At 42.9% G+C, this 21,093-nt stretch carries 16 protein-coding genes and 1 riboswitch; of the genes, 4 read left to right on the forward strand and 12 right to left on the reverse strand.

Going from position 1 to position 21,093, the window contains the following annotated elements; translation table 11 throughout:
* Window positions 1-122: 122 nt before the first annotated feature.
* Window positions 123-1,493, reverse strand: coding sequence for a magnesium transporter (mgtE, locus tag BLR76_RS05090; protein WP_091266302.1), 1,371 nt, complete (start codon window positions 1,491-1,493; stop codon window positions 123-125).
* 215 nt (window positions 1,494-1,708) lie between these two features.
* Window positions 1,709-1,879, reverse strand: a riboswitch (M-box (ykoK) riboswitch).
* Window positions 1,880-2,402: 523 nt separating this feature from the next.
* Here mgtE and BLR76_RS05095 point away from each other — a divergent pair.
* Entirely contained in the window at window positions 2,403-3,668 is a 1,266-nt protein-coding gene (locus BLR76_RS05095) for a YibE/F family protein (protein WP_218121399.1), read from the forward strand.
* Between the two features lie 230 nt (window positions 3,669-3,898).
* Here the strand turns inward: BLR76_RS05095 and BLR76_RS05100 are convergent, their stop codons facing one another.
* The 3 genes from BLR76_RS05100 to BLR76_RS05110 form a co-directional block, all read right to left on the reverse strand.
* A complete protein-coding gene (locus BLR76_RS05100) occupies window positions 3,899-4,426 on the reverse strand; it encodes an HD domain-containing protein (RefSeq protein WP_091266304.1) in 528 nt (175 codons plus the stop codon).
* 178 nt (window positions 4,427-4,604) lie between these two features.
* The gene (locus BLR76_RS05105; RefSeq protein ID WP_091266307.1) at window positions 4,605-5,369 is read right to left on the reverse strand and encodes a TrmH family RNA methyltransferase; all 765 of its coding nucleotides are present in this window, start codon (window positions 5,367-5,369) and stop codon (window positions 4,605-4,607) included.
* A gap of 98 nt (window positions 5,370-5,467) precedes the next feature.
* A complete protein-coding gene (locus tag BLR76_RS05110) occupies window positions 5,468-6,892 on the reverse strand; it encodes a peptidoglycan DD-metalloendopeptidase family protein (RefSeq protein ID WP_245683039.1) in 1,425 nt (474 codons plus the stop codon).
* Window positions 6,893-7,456: 564 nt separating this feature from the next.
* On the opposite strand from BLR76_RS05110, the gene BLR76_RS05115 reads away from it, so the two are divergent.
* Together BLR76_RS05115 and BLR76_RS05120 are read left to right on the forward strand one after the other, a co-directional pair.
* On the forward strand, window positions 7,457-8,215 hold the full coding sequence (locus tag BLR76_RS05115; protein ID WP_176759617.1) for a GNAT family N-acetyltransferase: 759 nt from the start codon (window positions 7,457-7,459) through the stop codon (window positions 8,213-8,215).
* A 2-nt stretch (window positions 8,216-8,217) separates the two neighbouring features.
* Entirely contained in the window at window positions 8,218-9,222 is a 1,005-nt protein-coding gene (locus tag BLR76_RS05120; RefSeq protein WP_091266313.1) for a GNAT family N-acetyltransferase, read from the forward strand.
* Between the two features lie 97 nt (window positions 9,223-9,319).
* Here the strand turns inward: BLR76_RS05120 and BLR76_RS05125 are convergent, their stop codons facing one another.
* A complete protein-coding gene (locus BLR76_RS05125; protein ID WP_091266316.1) occupies window positions 9,320-11,017 on the reverse strand; it encodes a M3 family oligoendopeptidase in 1,698 nt (565 codons plus the stop codon).
* 112 nt (window positions 11,018-11,129) lie between these two features.
* On the opposite strand from BLR76_RS05125, the gene rpoN reads away from it, so the two are divergent.
* A complete protein-coding gene (rpoN, locus tag BLR76_RS05130; protein WP_091266318.1) occupies window positions 11,130-12,413 on the forward strand; it encodes an RNA polymerase factor sigma-54 in 1,284 nt (427 codons plus the stop codon).
* An 85-nt stretch (window positions 12,414-12,498) separates the two neighbouring features.
* Here the strand turns inward: rpoN and BLR76_RS05135 are convergent, their stop codons facing one another.
* From BLR76_RS05135 to BLR76_RS05165, 7 genes are all read right to left on the reverse strand, one after another.
* Complete coding sequence (locus BLR76_RS05135; protein WP_091266321.1) at window positions 12,499-13,440, reverse strand: PTS system mannose/fructose/sorbose family transporter subunit IID; 942 nt, start codon at window positions 13,438-13,440, stop codon at window positions 12,499-12,501.
* A 19-nt stretch (window positions 13,441-13,459) separates the two neighbouring features.
* Window positions 13,460-14,254, reverse strand: coding sequence for a PTS mannose/fructose/sorbose transporter subunit IIC (locus BLR76_RS05140; protein WP_091266323.1), 795 nt, complete (start codon window positions 14,252-14,254; stop codon window positions 13,460-13,462).
* 27 nt (window positions 14,255-14,281) lie between these two features.
* The gene (locus BLR76_RS05145) at window positions 14,282-15,256 is read right to left on the reverse strand and encodes a mannose/fructose/sorbose PTS transporter subunit IIA (protein ID WP_091266325.1); all 975 of its coding nucleotides are present in this window, start codon (window positions 15,254-15,256) and stop codon (window positions 14,282-14,284) included.
* Window positions 15,257-15,306: 50 nt separating this feature from the next.
* Window positions 15,307-15,798 carry a mannose/fructose/sorbose PTS transporter subunit IIB gene (locus BLR76_RS05150; protein ID WP_091266328.1) on the reverse strand — a complete coding sequence of 164 codons (492 nt, stop codon included), beginning with the start codon at window positions 15,796-15,798 and terminating at the stop codon, window positions 15,307-15,309.
* 212 nt (window positions 15,799-16,010) lie between these two features.
* Window positions 16,011-18,869: a sigma-54-dependent transcriptional regulator gene (locus BLR76_RS05155; protein WP_483860443.1), complete on the reverse strand. Its 2,859-nt coding sequence runs from the start codon at window positions 18,867-18,869 to the stop codon at window positions 16,011-16,013.
* A 515-nt stretch (window positions 18,870-19,384) separates the two neighbouring features.
* Window positions 19,385-19,927, reverse strand: coding sequence for a hypothetical protein (locus tag BLR76_RS05160; RefSeq protein WP_091266330.1), 543 nt, complete (start codon window positions 19,925-19,927; stop codon window positions 19,385-19,387).
* A 395-nt stretch (window positions 19,928-20,322) separates the two neighbouring features.
* Window positions 20,323-20,862: a polymer-forming cytoskeletal protein gene (locus BLR76_RS05165; RefSeq protein WP_218121400.1), complete on the reverse strand. Its 540-nt coding sequence runs from the start codon at window positions 20,860-20,862 to the stop codon at window positions 20,323-20,325.
* Window positions 20,863-21,093 lie beyond the last annotated feature (231 nt).

Raw genomic sequence — 21,093 nt, forward strand, 5'->3', positions numbered from 1 at the left:
ATCATATATTGTCACCTCTTCTTTCACGTCTTTCAGTATACCATTATACTAAAGAAATGTGTAGAAGCTAATACTTATTTTTAGGAAGTTTAGGATTTCGTTCACAATTGTACTATAACAGGTTAAAGGTGTTCAAGAAAGAACGTTGCAATTGAGAAATAAATCAGAAGTCCAAGTGCATCATTAATCGTCGTAATAAATGGTCCTGAGGCAACTGCGGGATCGATCTTGAATTTATTGATAATGACCGGGATAATTGCACCAATCACCGTTGATAGACTGACTGTAATAAACATGGACACACTAATGATGAAGGCCAGTACTGCATTGCCGTAGAAGACAAGAACGATACCGATCAGAACAGCGGCAGCAACCAGCCCCATCAGCATCCCTGCACCCAATTCATTTTTAACAGTCTGGAAGAAGCTGTCTTTATCTCTGTCGTCATCAATCGTCAGATTACGTACCGCAACAGCCAGTGACTGGGTCCCTACGTTCCCTGCCGTATCCATGATCATCGGAATGAATGCTGCCAGAAGTACGACCGAGTCCAGGGTTTCTTCAAATGCCCCAATCAGTCCACCAGTGATCATCCCAAGGAAGAGAAGGATAACGATCCAGGGTGTGCGTGACTTCGCTGTACTGAACGGTGTGACTTTAGTTTTACGGTCATCATCACTGCGCTTGATCGCAGCGAATTCGTTAAAGTCTTCCGTTACCTCTTCTTCCAGGACATCCATGACATCATCGACAGTAACGATCCCCTGCATTTTGCCTTCATGGTCAAGGACTGGTATGGCAAGCAGGTCATAATCCTGAATGATGCGGGCGACCTGTTCCTGGTCTTCATCGATGCGCACTGAAACGACCTGGTTGAACATGATGTTTTCAACCGTTTCAGTTTCAGGAGAGAGCAGCAAGTCTCTGAGCGAGAGCACGCCGACCAGTCTTTCCTTCTCATCTACAACATATAAGTAATAAATCGTCTCAGCTTCGCGACCGATCTGTCGCAGCTGTTCGATGACTTCTGTCAGAGTCTGCTTATAATGGATAGCAATGAACTCTTTGGTCATAATGGATCCGGCTGTTTCCGGTGCATACGACAGGAGTTCCTGAACACGTTGACTTTCTTCCTCATCCATCATAGCGAGCAGAGTCTGATTATCTGTTTCGTCACTTTCAGTCAGGAAGTGAGCCACATCATCTGCTGCCATAAAGTTGAATACTTGAGCCATGTATTCATCTGGTAAATAGTGAACTGCATCTTCTTGGTCTTCTGTTTCCATCCATTCGAAAATTTCTGCAAATTCTTCAGGACTTAAAAATTCGGAAATTTTCCTCTTCTTTTCAGGATATAACAAATGAAAGACTTCGTGCTGGTCCCGATCATGCAGTCTCAGGAACAATTCTCTGAATGCCTCGCGGTCATTCTTTTTTGCAGCCAGAAAAATCTGGTCATACGTTTTCTGCTTGTTGCTTTTCATTAATTTCATAGGTAATCGTCCTTTCTATTTTAATCGGGCTAAGCGAATAACCTGATTTTTTAACTTCTTTAAATTTATACCCGATACACAAGGGAACAGGGTCCATCTTCGCTTCACCTCCGTAAATTAGCTGGTCAATAACCTCTTTGTGTGTTATCTATCATTATAAATAAAAAAACACGCCAATAAGAGCGTGTAAAGAACATGAATACAGAGTTCATCTTCATACACCTCTGTCGTTGAGCTTCAGCTTCATATGGCATAGAGTCTGTTTCAGTCTCAGCTACATTAAAAATCCCCTTCATCCGAAGATTCCTGCTGACCCATTGGCGTCTTTGGACATTTCTGGGCAGTAGCGTGTCTCCATATGGGAGCCTCACCTAACAAGGTCATTCGTTTTCCTACATAATTATAACGAATGTGAGTGATTTGTTCAAGCAATAGTTATTATCCCTTAATATAAATAAGTTGACTCCTGTCCAATATGAAGAGTTAGAAGGACAGGATACATTCGATACTGATCAGTTTGATACCTATTTAGTCCATTATGTGGGCGGCCGTAAAGAACTTGTATTTATGGAAGACAATGAACAGATCTATAAATCGATATATGGCATATTCATCACTACAAATTCTATATTTCACACTTTTGATGTGACATGTCGTCCGTCTTGGCTCCTGTCCAAGTTGATATGCCCCATTTACCTCCTTCCCTGCCACAAAGTTTTAAATAAACTGTCACTTAATTCCTCTCTTTCTACCTGTTTGTTCATGCTATACTTGAAATACATGAGAGCACCTACTGAGCCACCAAGTAGTCAGCATTAGATGCTCTTTTTGTTTCCTGTGAGAGACCATCCGGTTCATAAAGCCCGTCTCCAGGCAGACACAAAAACTTAATATGAGGAGAATGAACACATGAAGAAACGCTTAGTGATGATCACACTGCTGATGAATCTGATCATCCCCTACTTTATCTACTCAGCTCATGCTGAAGAAGCATCCGGTCCATTTGACTCCCAAAGCAGACTGCTTGCTTCGGAACTGGACGAGGATAGTGAAGATTTCGAGGAATTTGAAGAATTTGAAACGATTGATGAATACAATAATGATTTTGAGGATGTTCCAGCGGACGAATTAGAACGAGCCAGAGTCATTGAAGTCCTTCCAGGTGACGGTCCTGGTCTGGATGAAGGGTTCTATCAAGAAATACAGACAGTTCGCGTTGAAATCCTTTCAGGTGACCAGGAGGGCGAGGAAGTCGAGGCTATCCATACCCTTACTGGAAATCCGGGTTCCGACTTTGAAGTGGAGCCTGGAGACAGAATTCTGATCAGCGTCATTGAAATTGGCGGGGAGTCTCAGGTTCATATCGTTGAGTACGAAAGAGATCGAACAATATATATCGTACTGGCTCTGTTCGTTATCCTTCTTATCCTGCTTGGCGGGCTGAAAGGACTGAAGACGATCCTGACTCTCGCTTTGACCGTGTTCCTTCTATTAAGAGTACTCATTCCCGGCCTGCTTGCAGGATACAGCCCGATACTCATGACTATCCTGATTTCTCTTATCATTACGGTGGTCACTATTTTGACAGTCGGCGGCCTGAACATCAAATCCATTGCTGCCATCACAGGTGTATTGGGTGGGGTACTGATCTCGGGACTCATAACTTATATCGTCGGGAACCAGATCAACTTGACTGGACTGTCCGGTCAGGAAGCTATGATGCTCATGTATATCCCACAAAATGTGGACTTTAATTTCAGTGGCTTGCTTTTCGCGGGGATCATCATGGGTGCACTTGGTGCTGTGATGGATGTCGGCATGTCCATTGCTTCTGCTATGGAAGAAATACGGATGGCTGACCCGACTGTTTCTACAAAACGCCTGATTCTATCAGGTATGAATGTCGGAAAAGATATTATGGGAACGATGGCTAACACGTTGATCCTGGCTTACATTGGATCAATGATCCCACTGCTTTTACTGTTCACGGCCTATCAGGAACCGTTCATCAGCATCATCAATATGAATGTCATTGCGACGGAAGTCATTAGAGCTTTAGCTGGAAGCATTGGACTGATCCTCTCTATTCCGCTGACTGCTGTCAGTTCCGGCCTTCTCCGTGACAAACTAAAACCTCAGAAAGTCTCCCTGACTTCTGACGAACCGACTGACTAACTAGTCTGAAGCGATGCCTAAGAGCTTATCCGGCATCGCTTTTTTTCCTGCACTCATGCTGTCAGAATCACTTCTCTAAACTTTTATCAAATGAAACCAAGCGCTTGCCCAAAGCTTCCTTGTTCAATAATCAGGAAATGGCATCGTGCACCAAAAAAAGCCGTTTCCAATTAAGTTCTTTTTAGAACTTAACTGGAAACGGCTTGAATTTTTTTAATTATCAGCTGGAATCAGGCATGGACGACTCTCAACTTGAGGCTCCATTCAGCCAGTTTTGCTTTAGCTTTCATTCTAAGCGGTGTAGATACTTCATTGATTGCGCAATATTTGTCTACACATGTAACGATCATGCTTTCCTTGTATTTAGGAATACCGACCCCTGTAGTAGTCAGGAACATGTGCTTAAGGATGATATCTTTTTCAAGTTCACTTAATTCCGTCAGACGCTGTGCATTCTTGACGGCTATTTTTGGGTGAACACAATTATGCGAACCTTCATTCATAAGAGCAATCTCTTCTCTGCATTCATGGAAAAAGTCATGAAGCAGTCCTGCTCTTGCAACGGCTCTAGCGTTCAGTTTCAGTCGCTTAGCTATTTTATAACTGACATAAGAAACGGACAGTGAGTGAATGAGTCGTGTTGTATAATGGTGATGCGTAATATCGTCTAGTTTAAGTAAATCTTCGCTTTCAAGCAGGTCTTCGACCAATGTCATATAATCTTTGTCATTTTCCCAAATTGAACGAACGAATTCCATGGAAGCTCTCCTTTATCAGATCTTAGTCAGAGTGTTTAATGTAATAAAGTTAGTTTAAATAACAGGTCTAATTGCCTGTCCAGTACTTATAGTACTCCTAATACGTCTGATTTTAAAGGATGAAAGGCTCCTGTAAAACGTTTTCATATCAAATGTGATATTTCTGTCAAATTTCTACTCATTGATGTAAAGAAAACATAAGGATGCTGGCGGCTATAGCGACATTCAAAGATTCAGCCTGGCCTTTGATCGGGATGTAGAGATTGGTCGTAGTCTCCTGTAACAACTGATCAGCTACCCCATTGCCTTCATTTCCTACTATAAGCGCAAACTGTTCTTTCGGTTCTACCGTATGGTAAGATACAGCCCGCTCATCCAGCGCTGTGCCATATACAGGTATATTCTTCTCTTTAAACTGACTGATCCAGTTTTCAAGAGCTGAATGAATGACAGGCAGGTGAAAATGGCTGCCCTGAGCAGACCTCAGTGCCTTGGGGTTATATAAATCGACTGACCCTTCCCCAATGATCACGGCTTCAAAACCAGCAGCATCAGCTGTTCGAATCAGGGTACCCAGATTTCCGGGATCTTGAACCTGATCAAGCATCAGTACTGGCTTATTCCCAAGAATAGCGTTCTCTTCTTCCTTCTGCATGATGACCGCGAAAATGCCCTGTTCAGTTACGGAATCACTTAAAGATTCAGAAATCGATTCTGAAATAATAATGAGATTTCCCGGTTCCTGATCGACTAAGGCCGTGTATTGATCAAGCTTATCTTCACGAATCAGAATGTGGTCGATTTCTATGCCGGCTTTGACGGCCTCTTCTACTAGATGCAGTCCTTCTATCAGATATTTATTCTGTTTTTTCCTGCCTTTTCGTGTGAGCAGTTTCTTCCATTCCTTTACTTGCTTGTTCTGAACTGATTCGATTCTTTCCATGCTGTATGTCTCCTTCAGTTATACTCTTGTATCAGTATACATGATACAGAAAAAGAGAGAAAGCACCAACGCCTTCTCTCTTCAGCCATATATATTAATTAGTTGATGTAGTTCATCGGGTTAACTACAGATCCGTTTTTACGTACTTCAAAGTGAAGGTGGACCCCAGTTGAACGTCCAGTTGTTCCCATGATTCCCAGCTGCTGCCCTTGAGACACGCTTTGCCCTGGTGCTACGCTCAAGTTAGGCTGCATGTGAGCGTACAACGTTGCGTAGCCATTACCGTGATCGATGATAACTGTAAATCCGTAAGATCCTGAGAAAGAAGCCTGAGTTACAGTTCCAGCACGAGAAGCTCTGATCGGTCCGCTTCCGGCAATATCCACACCTGCGTGGAATGATCCTTGCTGACCTGTCACAGGATGTGTACGGTATCCAAATGGAGAAGTGATACGTCCACTTGCCGGTCTAGCCCACCCGCTGTTTGAAGCTGGAGCAGAATTATTTGATCTGCTGTTTGCCGAGCTGTTAGACGAACTTGATGAAGAAGAACTGCTTGACGAGTTGTTAGAAGAAGAACTGCTTGACGACGTTGATGCCTGTGAACGACGTTCTGCTTCAGCTCTTGCCTGAGCCTGAGCTTCTGCTTCTGCCTGAGCTCTTGCTTTTGCCTCCGCTTCTATTCTTGCTTTCTCTTCAGCGCGACGGATTTCTTCCTGACGCTTGCGTTCCGCTTCAATAATACGCTGCTGCTCTGCTCGCATTTCTTTACTCAAATTACTTGCACGCTCAGCGACTATTGTCTGTTCATTAATGAAAGAGTTTCTTTCATCTTCAGTCATATCATAGCGTTCAGCGACCTGCATGATTGTATCCTCAAGAGCCAAACGCTGGTTGACCAGGTTGTTACGGTCGATTTCCATCTGAGCCTTAACTTTTTCCATTTCTTCCTGTTCAGCCACCACTTGAGCTTCAGTTTCTTCTAGTGCCTGCTGATCTTCAAATTGTGCCTGTACAATGTTCTGGTTTGCGGAAACCAGCTGACTGACAACACCAATTCTACCAATCAGATCTGATAAGCTTTCTGCTGACATCATGATATCAACAATATCCGCCGGGTTAGCATGAGTCTGAACTGAACGAGCCTGATTTTCAAGCTGCTCGTTTCTACGAGCGATCTGATCTTTCAGCTGTTCGATTTCTTGATTTAACCGTTGGATTTCTTCTTCAATCTTTTCAATTTCTTTTGTCTGTTCATCCAGTCTATTGACCAGTTCATCGATGTTTCCTTGAAGTTCAACCACATCAGCTTCAAGCTGTTTCTTTTCTTCTTCAAGTGACTGCATGCGCTGTTCTCGATCTGAAATCTCACCATCCAGTTCATTGGATTTCTGATTCAGCTCCTGCTGCTGCTGTTCAAGATCTCTCATTCTTTGAGAAGAAGCTTCTACGTTCAATGTGCTGAATGTTGGTGCAGCCATCATTGCTGCCGCCATTACTGTTAAGATGCGTTTTTTATTCAATCTGATAACACCCATTTCTATTTATATTCAATCAGTTTCATAATAAAAAGTTCAATATTAGTCTTGCTTCCCTTGCTGTTATGAAGGAGGAACGTCTTTATTTCACCGCTCTCTGAAGCACTAATGAAATCATAACACGGGAAATGAGGTCATAATTTTTAAATCCTATGACAAAAAATCATGCATTTTGTTACACGTCTGTATTGTTTGACGAAAGTTTGACTATTCGGAACACCTCAACCGGCTGATATTGAAGGCTTTATGATTATATTAACTGTAATATTCAGTCTGCATCGTATGAAAACTAGTGAACAATAAGTGACAAATATTGACATCCCCTTAACTTATCTTTCCTCACTCTATTGAAGTATCAGCTCTTTTTATTCTAGTAACTGTGCTAACTTTGTCCTTTTCAGTTATTTTCATTGTCAGTATTAGTGAATACATTAACACCAGTTGTTGTAGCCATATGTTTAGTCCACTTCTTTTTCTTTAAAGTAACTGATTCTTTCCAATCCTATGGCAATTTGCTATTCTAGTAGGTATGAGAAAGGAAAGGTGTCCATGATCGATTTTCATATGCTCTACTCTTATAGTAAAGAAGTAGACAGGAATGAGTTTTTTATTCAGTATTTCAATTCATCTGCCCTGTTCAGATACGATTCCAACTACTTTAATCTGCTTTATTCCCCTTCAAAAGAAGAATTTCAACTGATAGAAGATATGCACTGGTTTTTTTCAGAAGATAATGGGCTCGGACATGTCAAATTTACCTGGCCTATAAATCAGGGTCTGCTTCCGGAGACGCTCGACTATTTGAGTGAGCAAGGTTACGGTCTTGAGAAACTGGAGCTCTACTCTATCGATCCGATATCCTTTAAAGCACCTGTGGCTGACGGCATACAAGTAATCAAGGTCAGCCTTGAAGAACTCGACACGTTTAAAGCCCTCAATTACATTGAGGATATGAATACGTCCCGATACTTTGCCGACGAGAAACAGACATTTTATGACCTCATATTCTATGATCCGCATGTTACCATGTGGCTTGCTCTAAAAAAAGACCATGCAGTCGGATCCTGTCTGACTGTAGAGCAGAATGATACCATCGAAATAGATGATGTATTCACATTGCCGGAATATAGAGGTCAATATGTAGCCAGTACACTGCAGGCCAAAGTCATGGGCGAAGCGGTCAAGAAGAACAAGCTGGTAATTCTGGCTGCTGATGCAGAAGACAGTGTCAAAAATATGTATACAAAGCAAGGCTACACCTGTGCCGGTTTTCAAATCGGTGCCCTAAGAATTATTGAGGAGGAATAAGCGTGAGTGTATCATTTAGACAGTTAACTGCTGATGACTTTGACTTATACAAAAATATGGAAACCGGATTAGAAGACGACTATATGCTTAAGGTGTTTGACCGCCTGACCACTAAGGGAAATGCTCTCTTCGGTTTATTTGAAGATGAGACTCTTGTCGCTGTGGCCGGTTATACTCTTTTTGCTGGTGAATTTGCCATGCTGGGTCGTCTAAGAAGTGATAAAAGACACCGTCAGAATGGGTACGGCACAAAAATCACCGAATATATTCTCAATGCAGCCAGACAGACCCCTTCAGTGAAATGGATCGGTGCCAATACAGAACTGCACAACAAACCTGCTCAGAAGGTACTGGAAAAAATCGGACTGCCCCATGTGATCACGTTCTACGCGGCACAGGCTTCAACGCTGACCCCTCTTATGACTGGAGACACGGAATGGACGATAGTGGACAATCGACATGAGAAAAGACAGTGGATCGAAGAGACGTACCTTAATCCCTCTTTTGAAAAGTCCGTCTTCCCCTATGAAGCCTATTATCCATTCCCTGCACGACCATCACTTTTCAGTGATGAGAAAGTGGATGAAATGGACTGCTATATAAATCCTGACGGGACCCGGGTCCTCTTTATGTGGCGAGAAGTAAAAGGGACCGAATACCTGCATGTTGTTTACCCATGGGCCGACTTCAACGAACAGCCTGGACTGTTCGAAACAGTCGATCGCTCCTTCCAGATGCTCAAAGCTGAAAATCCTGAGGCGCTAGTCTGGATGGACCTGACTCAGGAAGAAGCTGACACTCTTCCTGCTGACCATCCTTTTGACTTTCCCTCTCCATGGATGCTTCACGGGATGTTCAAAAAAGAGGCTGATTCTATCGAAGAAGCGAATCAGATGATGGATGAACTGGAAAAAGAACTCAGCGACTTGAACGATCTGCTTGATAAGAACCAGGATAGGCTCAACACCTTGAGTGAACAGACTAATGATCTGGATTCGAAAATTTAGTTCAGTTGTCTTGCAAATAAAAAAACTCACTGATTCACAGGATCGGAGTTCATTTTTGAACTGTCGGATACCCTGTATGATCAGTGGGTTTTTTAAATTATAAAGCTTTGTCGTCGACTTCTTCCAGAGCCTGGTCGATCGTCTGAATGACCCCTTCTAAAGAGCCTTCTTCAAAAGGTGAGCGCAGATTGGCTGTCGATACAGTTTCAAGGAAACTTTGTGTGCCCCCTGCTTTACAGATTGCCAGATAATCAGTCCATGCTTTTTCATCCTGATCGACTATCGCACGTTTCCAGAACTGCAAAGCACAGATCTGAGCGAGAGTGTAGTCAATGTAGTAGAACGGCATGCCGAAAATATGTCCTTGTCTGAACCAGAATGTTCCTTTATCAAGGAAGTCATTTTCAGAAAAATCGCGATCAGGCAGGTACTGTTTCTCAAGCTCGCGCCAGACCTGCTTGCGTTTCTCAGGTGACCACTCAGGATTTTCATATACTTCGTGCTGGAAGTGATCGACCAGAACACCATAAGGCAAGAATCTGACCGCTCCACTCAAGTGGTTGAACTTGTACTTGTCTGTCTGTTCCTTAAAGAACAGCTCCATCCATGGGTAAGTGAAGAATTCCATGCTCATTGAATGGATTTCGCAGGTTTCAAAGGTCGGGAAGACGATCTCAGGCTGCTTGATCCATCTTGACTGATAAACCTGGAACGCGTGACCTGCTTCGTGAGTCAGTACATCGATATCCCCTGATGTTCCATTAAAATTGGCAAATATGAACGGCGACTGATAGTCAGGAATATAGGTGCAGTAGCCCCCACCTGCTTTCCCTTCCTTGGACAACAGATCGACCAGTTCTTTATCGAAAAGAAAATCGATGAATTCAGCTGTTTCGTTACTCAGCTCATGGTACATCTTACGCCCGTTGTCGATAATGTAATCCGGGTCGCCTTGAGGTGTCGGGTTACCATCAAGGAACTGAAGAGACGCATCGTAATGCTTCATATCTTCTATTCCGATTCTTTCAGCCTGACGCTTGGCCAGTTTCTGAGTCACTGGAACCACATAATCAAGGACCTGTTTGCGGTAGACGTCCACCATGCCTCGGTCATAATCAAATCGTTTCATTCTGATGTAACCTAGTTCAACAAAATCTTTATACCCGAGCTTCTTCGCTATCGTATCTCTTACTTTGACAAGTTCGTCATACAAATTATCTAGCTTACTTTCATTTTCCTCAAAAAAACTCCACTGGGCGTCGGATGCTGCTTTTCGTGTGTCACGATCCGTCGATTCTAGATATGGCCCGAACTGGGATAAGGTCAGCTTCTTTCCGTCAAAGTCTATTTCTGCGGAAGCAAGCAGTTTCTGATAGTCACTGCTCAGCTGATTTTCTTTCTGCAGCAGATCGATGACACTGGAATCGAAGGCATCCAGTTCGAACTGCATATTCTGAAAGAAGGTTCGCGGATAGCTATCCTTCAGTTCATCAAGATAGGGAGAAGCCATGATGGCTTTATAATACGTCGTGCTGAGTTCCTGATAGTAAGGAGAGTATTCATTCCAGTACTTGTCTTCCTGATCATAAAACTCATCTTTGGTATCGATCGAATTACGGATCGAAGCGAGCGTACTCATGGTATCAAGTGATGCGGTCAGCTCAGATACTTGATCAATGGCCTGCTTGACCTGATCAGCCGATTCCGCTTCTTTCAAATTGTCAACGAGATGAAGGAAGTCTTTTTTGTACAAGTCAAAATCCGGCCGTTCGTAAGTATAATCTTGAAATTTCATTTGTTGCCTCCTGTGTCGATTATTAATTTTTCTTTAGTATAGCATAAGAAGACTCAAATGATATACTAAACCTCGTTTGTGATAAAATAAAAGGTGAAAGGATGTGACCCATATGGCATATCAGCAGCGTCCTGATTTTTCACAGAAACAGAAGCAAACGTATATCCCTAACCTGGTTCAGAATGTTCAGCTACTTCAGCTTAACCGGCTAGAACTTTCTGCCTTTCTGAATGAACTGGTCATAGATAATCCGCTTATCGATGTTCCTGAATCCGAACAGCAGCTTGTCCAGCGTGCGCTGAAAACCAGCTCATCTGTTATAGAAGAAACAGCTGCTCACAGACAGTCTCTTTATGATCATTTAAAAGAACAGGTCGAAATGCTCTATCGTCCCACTTATTTAAGAGAATTGATTTTCTGGTGGATCAACCAGCTTGATCATAGAGGATACGTGACTGCAACTGTCGAAGAAGCCGTAGAAGAAACTGGGGCCACTGCTGTTGAACTGGTAGATGCCCTCACTTTGCTGCAGCAGCTTGATCCTGCTGGTATAGGTGCACGTTCACTGAAAGAATGTCTGATGCTTCAGACCGAACGACTGGATTTTTCTCCAGCAACAGCCTATATCATACTGGAAGAAAATTTTGAACGGCTTACAGAGAAGAAATGGAAGGAACTAGCCGATATCTACTCTATCTCTGAGTCCGAGGTCCAGGAGGTACTGAAATTTGTACAGAAACTTACTCCCTCTCCTGCAGAAGGATTTCAGACTAGCTATACACCTTTTATTCTTCCAGAGCTGGCTGTATCTGTAAACGATGAAGAAGTGAGCGTAGTTGAAACGAAATATAAGACACCACTGCTTACATTCAATACGGCCTATTTTGAAGAACTGAAGCACCAGGATGACAGAACCGTTCTTAAGTATATAGGAGAAAAGAAGAAGGAGTATGATATCCTTCAGGCTGGACTTGAAAAAAGGAAAGAAACGATTTTAAGAGTCGGTACCGCTATCGCCCGTCACCAGGCAGGTTTCTTCCGCAATCCTGATGATGGCCTGTCTTCTCTTCAGCTGAACGATCTGGCTCAGGAACTTCAGCTGAACGAATCCACTGTAAGCCGGGCAGTAAGGGAATCTTATATTCAGACACCTTCCGGCACTTACGAACTGAAATCGTTTCTATCCAGAAGGACGTCCGGTGGTGATTCACAGGACCAGCTGGAAAAGCAGATCCGAGAACTGATTGATCAAGAAGATAAATCAAACCCACTATCTGATCAGAAACTATCGGATAAACTGGCTGAATCCGGTATGCAGTTATCAAGAAGAGGTGTGACCAAGTACCGTAAAAGCCTGTCGATCCCTGCTTCTACTCAACGGAAAGTCAGAAAATGAGTGGGACCATCGAATTTATAGTTTTTCATACAAAAACAGCTGAGCCTCTATAATATAGAGCTCAGCTGTTTTGATATATTATTGATTATCCAAGTAGTCCCACAACATAACCTAATGTTCCAAGTACGAACAGTCCGGCGATGATTGTGATCGGGCTGACTTTACGACGTAACAACCATACGCACGCTAGAGTCAGCATAAGTGGTGCAATTCCTGGAAGCAGTTCATCCAGTGTGTTCTGCAGTGTAGTCACTTCAACTGGAGTGATGCTCAGTCCAGATTGAATTTCCTGAACGACACCGCGGAGCATGTCTCCGGACAAAACACCCTCGTTTGCTGCTTCAGCTACTGCTCCGAAGTTCACCATTTCATCAGCTGGTACATCTACTCGACTCATAACTAGTGGGAAGTGCATGCTGGTCCATCTTGGAACCAGAACACCAAGGATGAACATACCAAGTACAGATGCGCCTTGAGTCAGTTTCTGCATCAGTCCGCCGGCAAGGTTCTGAGTGATGTTACCCCCTTGTACGTATCCCAGTTCCTGTGAGTACCATAGGAAAGCCATACGGATAATGTTCCATGCCAGGAAGAAGATGATTGGTCCAAGCCAGCTTTCACTTAATGCAAGAGAAGCCGCGAATGCACCAAGTACCGGACGGATCGTTCCCCAGAAAATAGGGTCACCGACACCGGCAAGAGGGCCCATCATGCCGATTTTAACCCCTTGAATAGCGGCATTATCGATATCCTGACCGGATGCTTTCTGTTCTTCAAGAGTCAATGTCACCCCTAGTACAGGTGCTGCAAGATACGGGTGAGTATTGAAAAACTCAAGGTGACGCTTCAATGCTAATGAACGGTCTTCTTTTGATGTGTACATTTTTTTAAGTGCCGGGATCATTGCGTAAGCCCAACCGATGTTCTGCATACGCTCGAAGTTCCAAGATGCCTGCAGGAACTGACTTCTCCAAAACACGTGTAAACGGTCTCGTTTAGATAATTTGAATTTGCTTTCTTCAGCCATATTTCATCAACGCTCCTTTTTAATAGTCATTCAGAATGTCATCAAGTGGATCGCCGCCGGAAGTGTTTCCGCCTCCGCCACCTTGATTGAATTCAGGTGCAAATTGAAGGTACAGAAGTGCCAGAACGACACCGATGATACCCATAGCGATCAGGTTCAGTTCGCCGATTGCTGAAAGAGCAAATCCTAAAGCGAAGAACAGCCATAGTTTTGGTGTAGCCATCATGTTGATAACCATCGCATAACCGACGGCAACAATCATTCCACCGGCAACTGCCAGTCCGCCTGTCAGCCACCCCGGGATAGCGTTCAGGGCATTTGTTACGAGTTGTGGAGATACAGCAAGAATGATAGCTGCAGGGATAGCGATACGCAACCCCTGAATCATCAACGCTCCGATGTGATAGAATTCTACTGCTCTGAATGAACCTTCTGTTGCTTTTCTGTCGGCTGCGTGTGCGATTGCCACAGTCAATGTACGTACAAAGATAGTCAGTACCTGACCAGCGATTGCTAGTGGAATAGCCAATGCGATCCCTTCTGATACGCCTGCTCCGTGATAAGTGACTAAAATAGCAGATGCTACGGATGCAAGTGCCGCATCAGGTGCTACTGCTGCCCCGATGTTCATCCAGCCTAAAGCGATAAGCTGAAGTGTTCCTCCCAGTAAAAGTCCCTGAGTAGGATTTCCTGTTGCCAAACCAATTAATGTACATGCGACGATCGGCTGATGGAACTGGAACTGGTCCAGGATTCCTTCCATTCCGGCTAAGAAAGCCACAAATACAACCAATACGATTGAAATGATGTCCATATTTATTTTCCCTCCTTGATAGGTATCTTAATTCATGTATTTTGTTTTCTTAAGCAGGCTCCACAAATCTTTACGCTGATCTGCTGGTACTTTTCTGACATCGAATGTCACGCCAAGATCTCTCATTTTCTTGAAAGCTTCCACGTCTTTTTCATCTACTGACAGAACATTGTTGATCATGACTTTACCTTCTGAGTGAGCCATGGATCCGACATTGACCTCTTCAATCTCCACTCCACCTTTAATGACACGCAGAGCATCAGTTGGGTTCTCGAATAAGAGCAGTGCTCTTGTTTTACCGAATCGCGGATCGTTCCATACTTCGATCATTTTATCGATTGGAACAACGTTCGCTTTGATTCCTGGTGGTGAAGCCTGGGTGATCAGAGATTTACGGAGCTCATCTTTAGCTACATCATCAGAGACAACAATAATACGGGTCGGGTTGACGTCTTTAGACCAGGCAGTTGCCACTTGTCCGTGAAGCAGACGTGAGTCGATACGAGCCAGTCGGATGTCGATTTTTCCGTTACCTACTACTGTTCCTTCAGGCAATGGTTTAGACGGTTCTTCAGTTGCAGTTGCTGCTTTGCTTTCAGCTGGCTGAAGACTTTCCGGTCTCACTTTCACGCTGTCTTTCGCTACATCGATCAGTGAAGCTGCAATATCGTGTGCTTTATCCATTGAGAAACGTGCTGTAAATGACTCGATAAGCATAGGCAGGTTCAAGCCTGCAACAATCGCCCATTTATCCTTCTTATCTTCAAACAATGTATTTGCCTGGTTAAATGGTGTACCTCCCCATAAATCGACGAGGAAGAGAATTTCGTCTGTTTCGAAAGAAGCAATGGCTTCTTCCATTTTTCTTCTAATATCATCTGGCCCTTCACTTGGAAGTAAAGTGACTGCCTTGACATTTTCCTGTTCTCCTACAATCATAGATCCTGACTGCAGAATGCCTTCAGCAAACTCGCCGTGGCTTGCTAGTATAATTCCTACCATTTATTTCCCTCCTACTACTAACGGACATGCCGTTATTTCTGATTAATCGTTTACAAAAAGTTCCCCTTTTTTAAAACTTCCATAAGCAGCTGCTTACGGTCTGAAGGAACTTTTCTTATTTCGAGTTCTATACCTTGGTCATCAAGATACTGAAAGGCCTCAATATCCTGCTGATCAACTGAAACGAAATGTGTGACCATCTGTTTCCCCTCGGTAAATTTCATTCCACCAATATTCACTGTATCGAACGCTACCCCCTGCTTGTAAATTGTCATTACATCGTTTGGGTTTGTAAACAACAGCAGAACTTTTACATCCTTCATGAGCGGATGGTCTTTAATGTCGATCAGTTTCTTTACTGAGATGACATGTGCCTTGATTTCAGGTGGAGCCGCCTGCTTTAATAATAATTTCTGAAGCGGATTTGATGCGACTTGATCACTGACAACTACGATGCGACTTATACCTGTCGACCTAGCCCATGTCGTGGCTACCTGACCGTGTATCAGACGGTCATCGATCCTTAGTAACCTGATATCCATTAACATTTATCCTCCTATATACAGAGTCACTCTCCCTTCACTTACAAATTGAGAAAAATAGTGGTGCAGCGTAGTGTTTTTCTCTTCCAATTTATATAAGCAAGAAGTGTGCCAACTTTAATTTCTTGAGAACCTTTATGTATCAACGGTTTTCCACAACACACTAAAACGACACACTATTATTGTGTTTCAAATAGTGTGTCGTTCAGCTGTTACTCTTCAATTAGTGTATCGATATCTTCAATCTCGCCTTCATCTTTAGTAATGAAATATAAGATATAGCTGTATTCCTCTTCAGGTATGCTGATTGCCAAATCCCTTTCCAGCAGTGAGATGTGATATTCCACATCCTTCGTCAGACTATTCTCTACATCAAACAGATGTGTCTCTGAAGAAGTCAGGCTATCCTGATGAATCAGCCGTTCAATGACACCTGCCATATGCAGGATCAGATTGATATGAAAGGCATACGCTTCTGAATGATCTGTTTTGAGCTGGGCACAGCCTTTAGCAAATTTCCAAAGAGGGTCCAGCACTTTAACAGGATTTAAAAAGGTATAGTTTTCCTGCAGAAAGATCTGTATCATTTCTCTGGCCTTTGTTTCATCAGAGGCAGTATCTGTAGTGTATAAGACGGACTCACTGATTATATTTTCGATCAGCGCTTCAGAGTCTCCTTCGATAAACCGCTCTAGCGGTATAAAGGGAGCTGAAAGTTTCGGATCGGCTACACCGGTCGTGGCCAGGATGGAATAATGCTTGTTCCATTCAACTACTTTCGTATCCATATCCACTACTGAACAGGTTTTGACTTCTATAACAGCCTTGTTTCCTTGCTTGATTGGTTTTTCAATGATTTCCTTTATTTTCCTGGCGGTCCCTTCTCCAGATGCACAAATGGCTAGGATGATTGGAGGCTTGACTACCTGATTGCTTTCATTGGTATGACCTTTCGGAAGGTGATTCGAGTAGCCGCTGAATTTGAGAAGGGACTCATGCAGAAGTTCAAGGTCTGCATCCACCAGCGACGCTTTTCTTACTGCTTCGAGTACCATAGGGGTTGAGACCATATCGATCGATCTGACTGAAATACCGGTATCCTTTTCCAGAGAAGACTCAAATGTCGCCAGCGATCCCATGTCGACCAGAAGCAAAACTCCGCTGCCCTGGTTCACATCAATCACAGCCTGTCTGATTCGCTCGTAAACGACAGTCGGAGACATATCAAGAGGCATGTCGATGGCACTTACGCCTCTTATATTTAAGAGGTCTTCTGCTACACGGGCCATGCTGCTTGCAGTGGAGTTCCCATGTGTGGCAATGACCACTCCGATTTCACCGGCTGATTTCTCTTCCTTCAATGAAACGAGAAGAACGGTAAGATAATACACTTCATTTTCCGGAATAGTGACTTGGAAGACCTCACCTATTTTATCTTTGATCAGTGATGCAACCTCATACTCTTTGCTGTAATCCATTGCCATTTCGCGTATCCTGCTGTTCATCTTCCGTTCTTCCCCACTGTTTATCTTATTGAGCAGGGAGCTGATATGAAGACTCATAGCGTAAATGAAGTTCTGCTTCATACTCACACTTAGTGACTGATTGACTAAAGCAGCCATCTGATGAGCAAATTCAATCACTTCTTTATTAACGACGTCAGCCAGCTTAGATTCTGTCTGAAGCGAAAAGCCGTGATTACGGTAAAAAGATTTTAGATGAACGTTGATATCTGTGGAGATATACTGATTGATTGATTCCTGATCCAATCCTTCTGCTTCAAGAAGCGCAGCCTTATCTCCAATGATGTCGTAAATATTATACGGCAGTTCATAAGCATCCATTTCCATTGTATAAAACGGCTCATTTGGACTGACTGTTATTTTTGCCTCAAGATAATTTGACATCTCTGTCATCTGTTGTCGGTTGGAGGATAACCCGACCAGATGTGATTGAATGCTGTCCGGAATATCCTTAACCGTCAGACTGATTTCTTCCTTGCTCAGCTGGTTCATGAAGCCTCTGGCACACACCAACTGTATCGTTGATTTGAGTTGTCCGATGTTTCCATATCCTACACTGGCAATCAGTCCTTTGACCACATCTTCAGTCAATGTGATTTTCCGCTGAATTCGATTGGCTTCAAGACCTGTCAGAAGTTTCAGCAGATCAAGCTGCTCCACAACCGGACGCTCTTTAAATGATGGCATATGAATATTGATGGGTATACGTCTCATGAAGGTATCAAGAAAAGTTGATTTAGGATCTTCAGTTGTCGCACAGACGATCCTGACGCTTGCTTCTCGGCTTTTACCTGTTTCCCCGAGGCGACTGTACTTTCCCGTATCCATGAAGTAGAAAATCATTTCCTGCCCTTCAGGTGGAAGTCTGTGGATTTCATCTAAAAAGAGCATACTGTTGTCAGCCTGCTGGATAAGCCCTTCTTTCTCGGATGCCGCACCAGTAAAGGCTCCTTTAGCATAACCGAACAAGTAACTCATCAGCAGTTCAGGATTATTCGCATAATCCGCACAGTTGAAGACGACCAGTTCTTTTTCAGGATCGATCAGCTCATGTGATTGAGCAAATTTAAACATGGCGTGAGCAAAAAACGATTTCCCCGATCCGGTCGGACCCGTTATAAGTGTGTTGAGTCCTTTTGGTGGATAAAGAACAGCTGCCTTAGCCTGATCGACCGCATTTTTCATGCTGCCTTTTGCTCCAATGATCGACTGAAAAATATCTCTCGACTCTTTAACAGAGTAGTCAAAGACTTCCTGTGTGACACCCTTCTGCTCAGGCTTTTCTTCTTTATAGCTCGGTACGTGTACTGTCAATGGCTGGTGACGAACCGATTCGAGAGGAACAAAGCGAACTGGCCGTCCGTCTATTTTTTTAAGCTTCCCCTCTCTGACCAGAAGATTAAGGTCTTTGGAGACATTGCTTCTCAAAATATTTAACGTGTCAGACACTTCTTTAGTTGTAATGCCCATCCCGTTTTCGATGTCTTTTTTTGTAAACTCATTACTAGCCGATTTGACGAACTGATATATCCTATCTTTTCTTTTCAATTCGTACGCCCCCTTATCATTGCTCTCTAAATGCTGGACTCTGGATTCTCAATTAGTATACTATAAAAATAATGAGAACGATACACTATTGAACACACTTGACTGTAGCAGTCAGAATCTGGCTTTATTTAAGGTTTTATGCTATATCGCAGTGTGCTAGTGTATTCTCTTAAGTATGCTCACTAGTATGTCCTTATGACTTTGCAGAACTTAGGGTCTGCTTTTTTATGCTGGGATAGCTGAGGTTCACCCGTTTACCTGACTGTGTTTCTCCTGAGCAGGCTCACTCGGCTCCTCTTATTCACTTTACCTGATAGAGGCTTACTTCGGCACTCTCAGCTCGCTCTGTAATCCGCTTTACAGTAATCTCCAAATTTTGAAGTACCTGACCTCTTTGAAATTCAAAAAACAGCTCTGTGCACGTATTGTGCATAGAGCTGCCCCCTTTTAGGTAATTAAATCTGATACCCGGTCTCTCCTGTGTCCGCAGGTGATGATGTTTCAGTAAAATAGACTTATTCGCCTACGCTGACTTCGCCTTCTACAGTTCCTTCATCCAATAATGCTGAATCCATGAATTCCTGAGAAGCGAATGTCACGTCTCCTGTTACTGTAGAGTTGTATAGTTCGAATCCGTCTGCTTCTACGTATACGTCTCCGTCTACTGTACCTTCCTGAATACGGAAGTTTGGTGATTCAACAATCATTGTTCCGACAGATAGAGTGTACTCATCAGTTACATTACGATCTTCATCCTGGGCGTAAAGTGCCAGTTTGCGGTAAACGTCTCCGTCTTCGTCATCCTGGTTGTAGAATGTACCTGCAACTGTCAAGTCTCCGTCGATAGTTACATCAGCTGTTAAAGCAGTAATCCAGTTTCCGTCAGCACTTAGAGAAGCTTCAACTTCACTGGCATCATCTGTAATAGATGCAGCTGTTACAGCATCGCCATTGTCTCCGGTGTCGTCAGTATCTGCACCATTGTCACATGCTGCCAAAAATCCGCCTAGTGCTACTACTGCAGCGCCTGCAGCTAATTTCTTTTTCAAAATATCCATAATTATCCCTTACCTTTCCTGATGGAAATTTTATTGATCATAGAATGAACGGAGAAGAAGGAGAGAATGATTAATTCGGACAGTTCTTCCCCGACTCATTACTAATTATACTATACCTTACATTTGTGAAGCAGTCAACAATTCAACCCACTAAATTATCTTAATTTTTACTCATACGTTTATAATTACAGGGCTTGTTTTTGTGAAATGTCAATCGCTTACTTTCTTATAAAAAAAGGGAAAAATTCAAAATATCCTATCTCATTTGTTTAATAAAAACTGCCCTTCTAACTAATATGTGTCAGATTGTTGAGTAATTGTTCACAGAGTCAATCTGTTCAGAAATGTGAAAGATGACCGCCATATCTATCCTGGCGGTCATCCTGGAGTCAAAACTAGTCTACCCTAATATCGCCTGTAACTTCTGAATTCTCATCGATTTCTGATGATGCTTCAAATTCTTCACTTGCGAAGATCAAGTCTCCATCGATTGTTCCACCAACTAATTTAAATCCGTTAGCTTCTACATACACGTCTCCTACAAATGTACCATTCTGCAGACGGGTGTTTTCGTTCTGAATAGTGATGCTTGGGGCAGTCAGAGTAAAGGTTTCTGTTACGTTACGGTCGGCATCCTGAGCGTATAATGCAAGCTTACGTTCAGTTTCTCCTTTATTCTCGAAACCTTCTACCATAACGAGATCTTCATCAGTGGTGATATCATCTTCGAAAATAACGATCCAAGCTCCGTCACTGGATAACCCTTCGAGTAATGTATCTTCATCATTTACACGAACTTGAGTAGCGCCAGTTGTAACTTCAGCTTCTGTTTCTTCCACTTCTTCAGCCGGCTCCTCTGTTTCTGCAGCGTTGTCACAAGCAGCTAGTAACCCCATGCTTGCTGTAATAAGTAATAATTTGTTCCACTTTGCCATTGTTGTTCCTCCTAATTAATTGTGATTTAATTCACATTAATCATAGCATGTTTCAGCTTTATGTCAATTACATTTCAAGAAGAAAGCTCTAATTTTTAATAAAATTAAGCTAAACTGCATAAATAAAAGCCTTGTTAGTACCAAACAACTGAGATTCGGTAACCTAACAAGACCTGAATTATTCATACCTCTAAATGTGGATAACTATTTCTATTAAACTCACTGCTTTTT

It is taken from the genome of Alkalibacterium thalassium (genome assembly GCF_900101165.1).
GTDB classification, from domain to species: domain Bacteria; phylum Bacillota; class Bacilli; order Lactobacillales; family Carnobacteriaceae_A; genus Alkalibacterium; species Alkalibacterium indicireducens.

Coding starts and splice junctions, on each gene's coding strand:
- mgtE (WP_091266302.1), bottom strand. CDS start 1,493: ATGAAATTAATGAAAAGCAACAAGCAGAAAACGTATGACCAGATTTTT.
- BLR76_RS05095 (WP_218121399.1), top strand. CDS start 2,403: ATGAAGAAACGCTTAGTGATGATCACACTGCTGATGAATCTGATCATC.
- BLR76_RS05100 (WP_091266304.1), bottom strand. CDS start 4,426: ATGGAATTCGTTCGTTCAATTTGGGAAAATGACAAAGATTATATGACA.
- BLR76_RS05105 (WP_091266307.1), bottom strand. CDS start 5,369: ATGGAAAGAATCGAATCAGTTCAGAACAAGCAAGTAAAGGAATGGAAG.
- BLR76_RS05115 (WP_176759617.1), top strand. CDS start 7,457: ATGATCGATTTTCATATGCTCTACTCTTATAGTAAAGAAGTAGACAGG.
- BLR76_RS05125 (WP_091266316.1), bottom strand. CDS start 11,017: ATGAAATTTCAAGATTATACTTACGAACGGCCGGATTTTGACTTGTAC.
- rpoN (WP_091266318.1), top strand. CDS start 11,130: ATGGCATATCAGCAGCGTCCTGATTTTTCACAGAAACAGAAGCAAACG.
- BLR76_RS05135 (WP_091266321.1), bottom strand. CDS start 13,440: ATGGCTGAAGAAAGCAAATTCAAATTATCTAAACGAGACCGTTTACAC.
- BLR76_RS05140 (WP_091266323.1), bottom strand. CDS start 14,254: ATGGACATCATTTCAATCGTATTGGTTGTATTTGTGGCTTTCTTAGCC.
- BLR76_RS05145 (WP_091266325.1), bottom strand. CDS start 15,256: ATGGTAGGAATTATACTAGCAAGCCACGGCGAGTTTGCTGAAGGCATT.
- BLR76_RS05150 (WP_091266328.1), bottom strand. CDS start 15,798: ATGGATATCAGGTTACTAAGGATCGATGACCGTCTGATACACGGTCAG.
- BLR76_RS05160 (WP_091266330.1), bottom strand. CDS start 19,927: ATGGATATTTTGAAAAAGAAATTAGCTGCAGGCGCTGCAGTAGTAGCA.
- BLR76_RS05165 (WP_218121400.1), bottom strand. CDS start 20,862: ATGGCAAAGTGGAACAAATTATTACTTATTACAGCAAGCATGGGGTTA.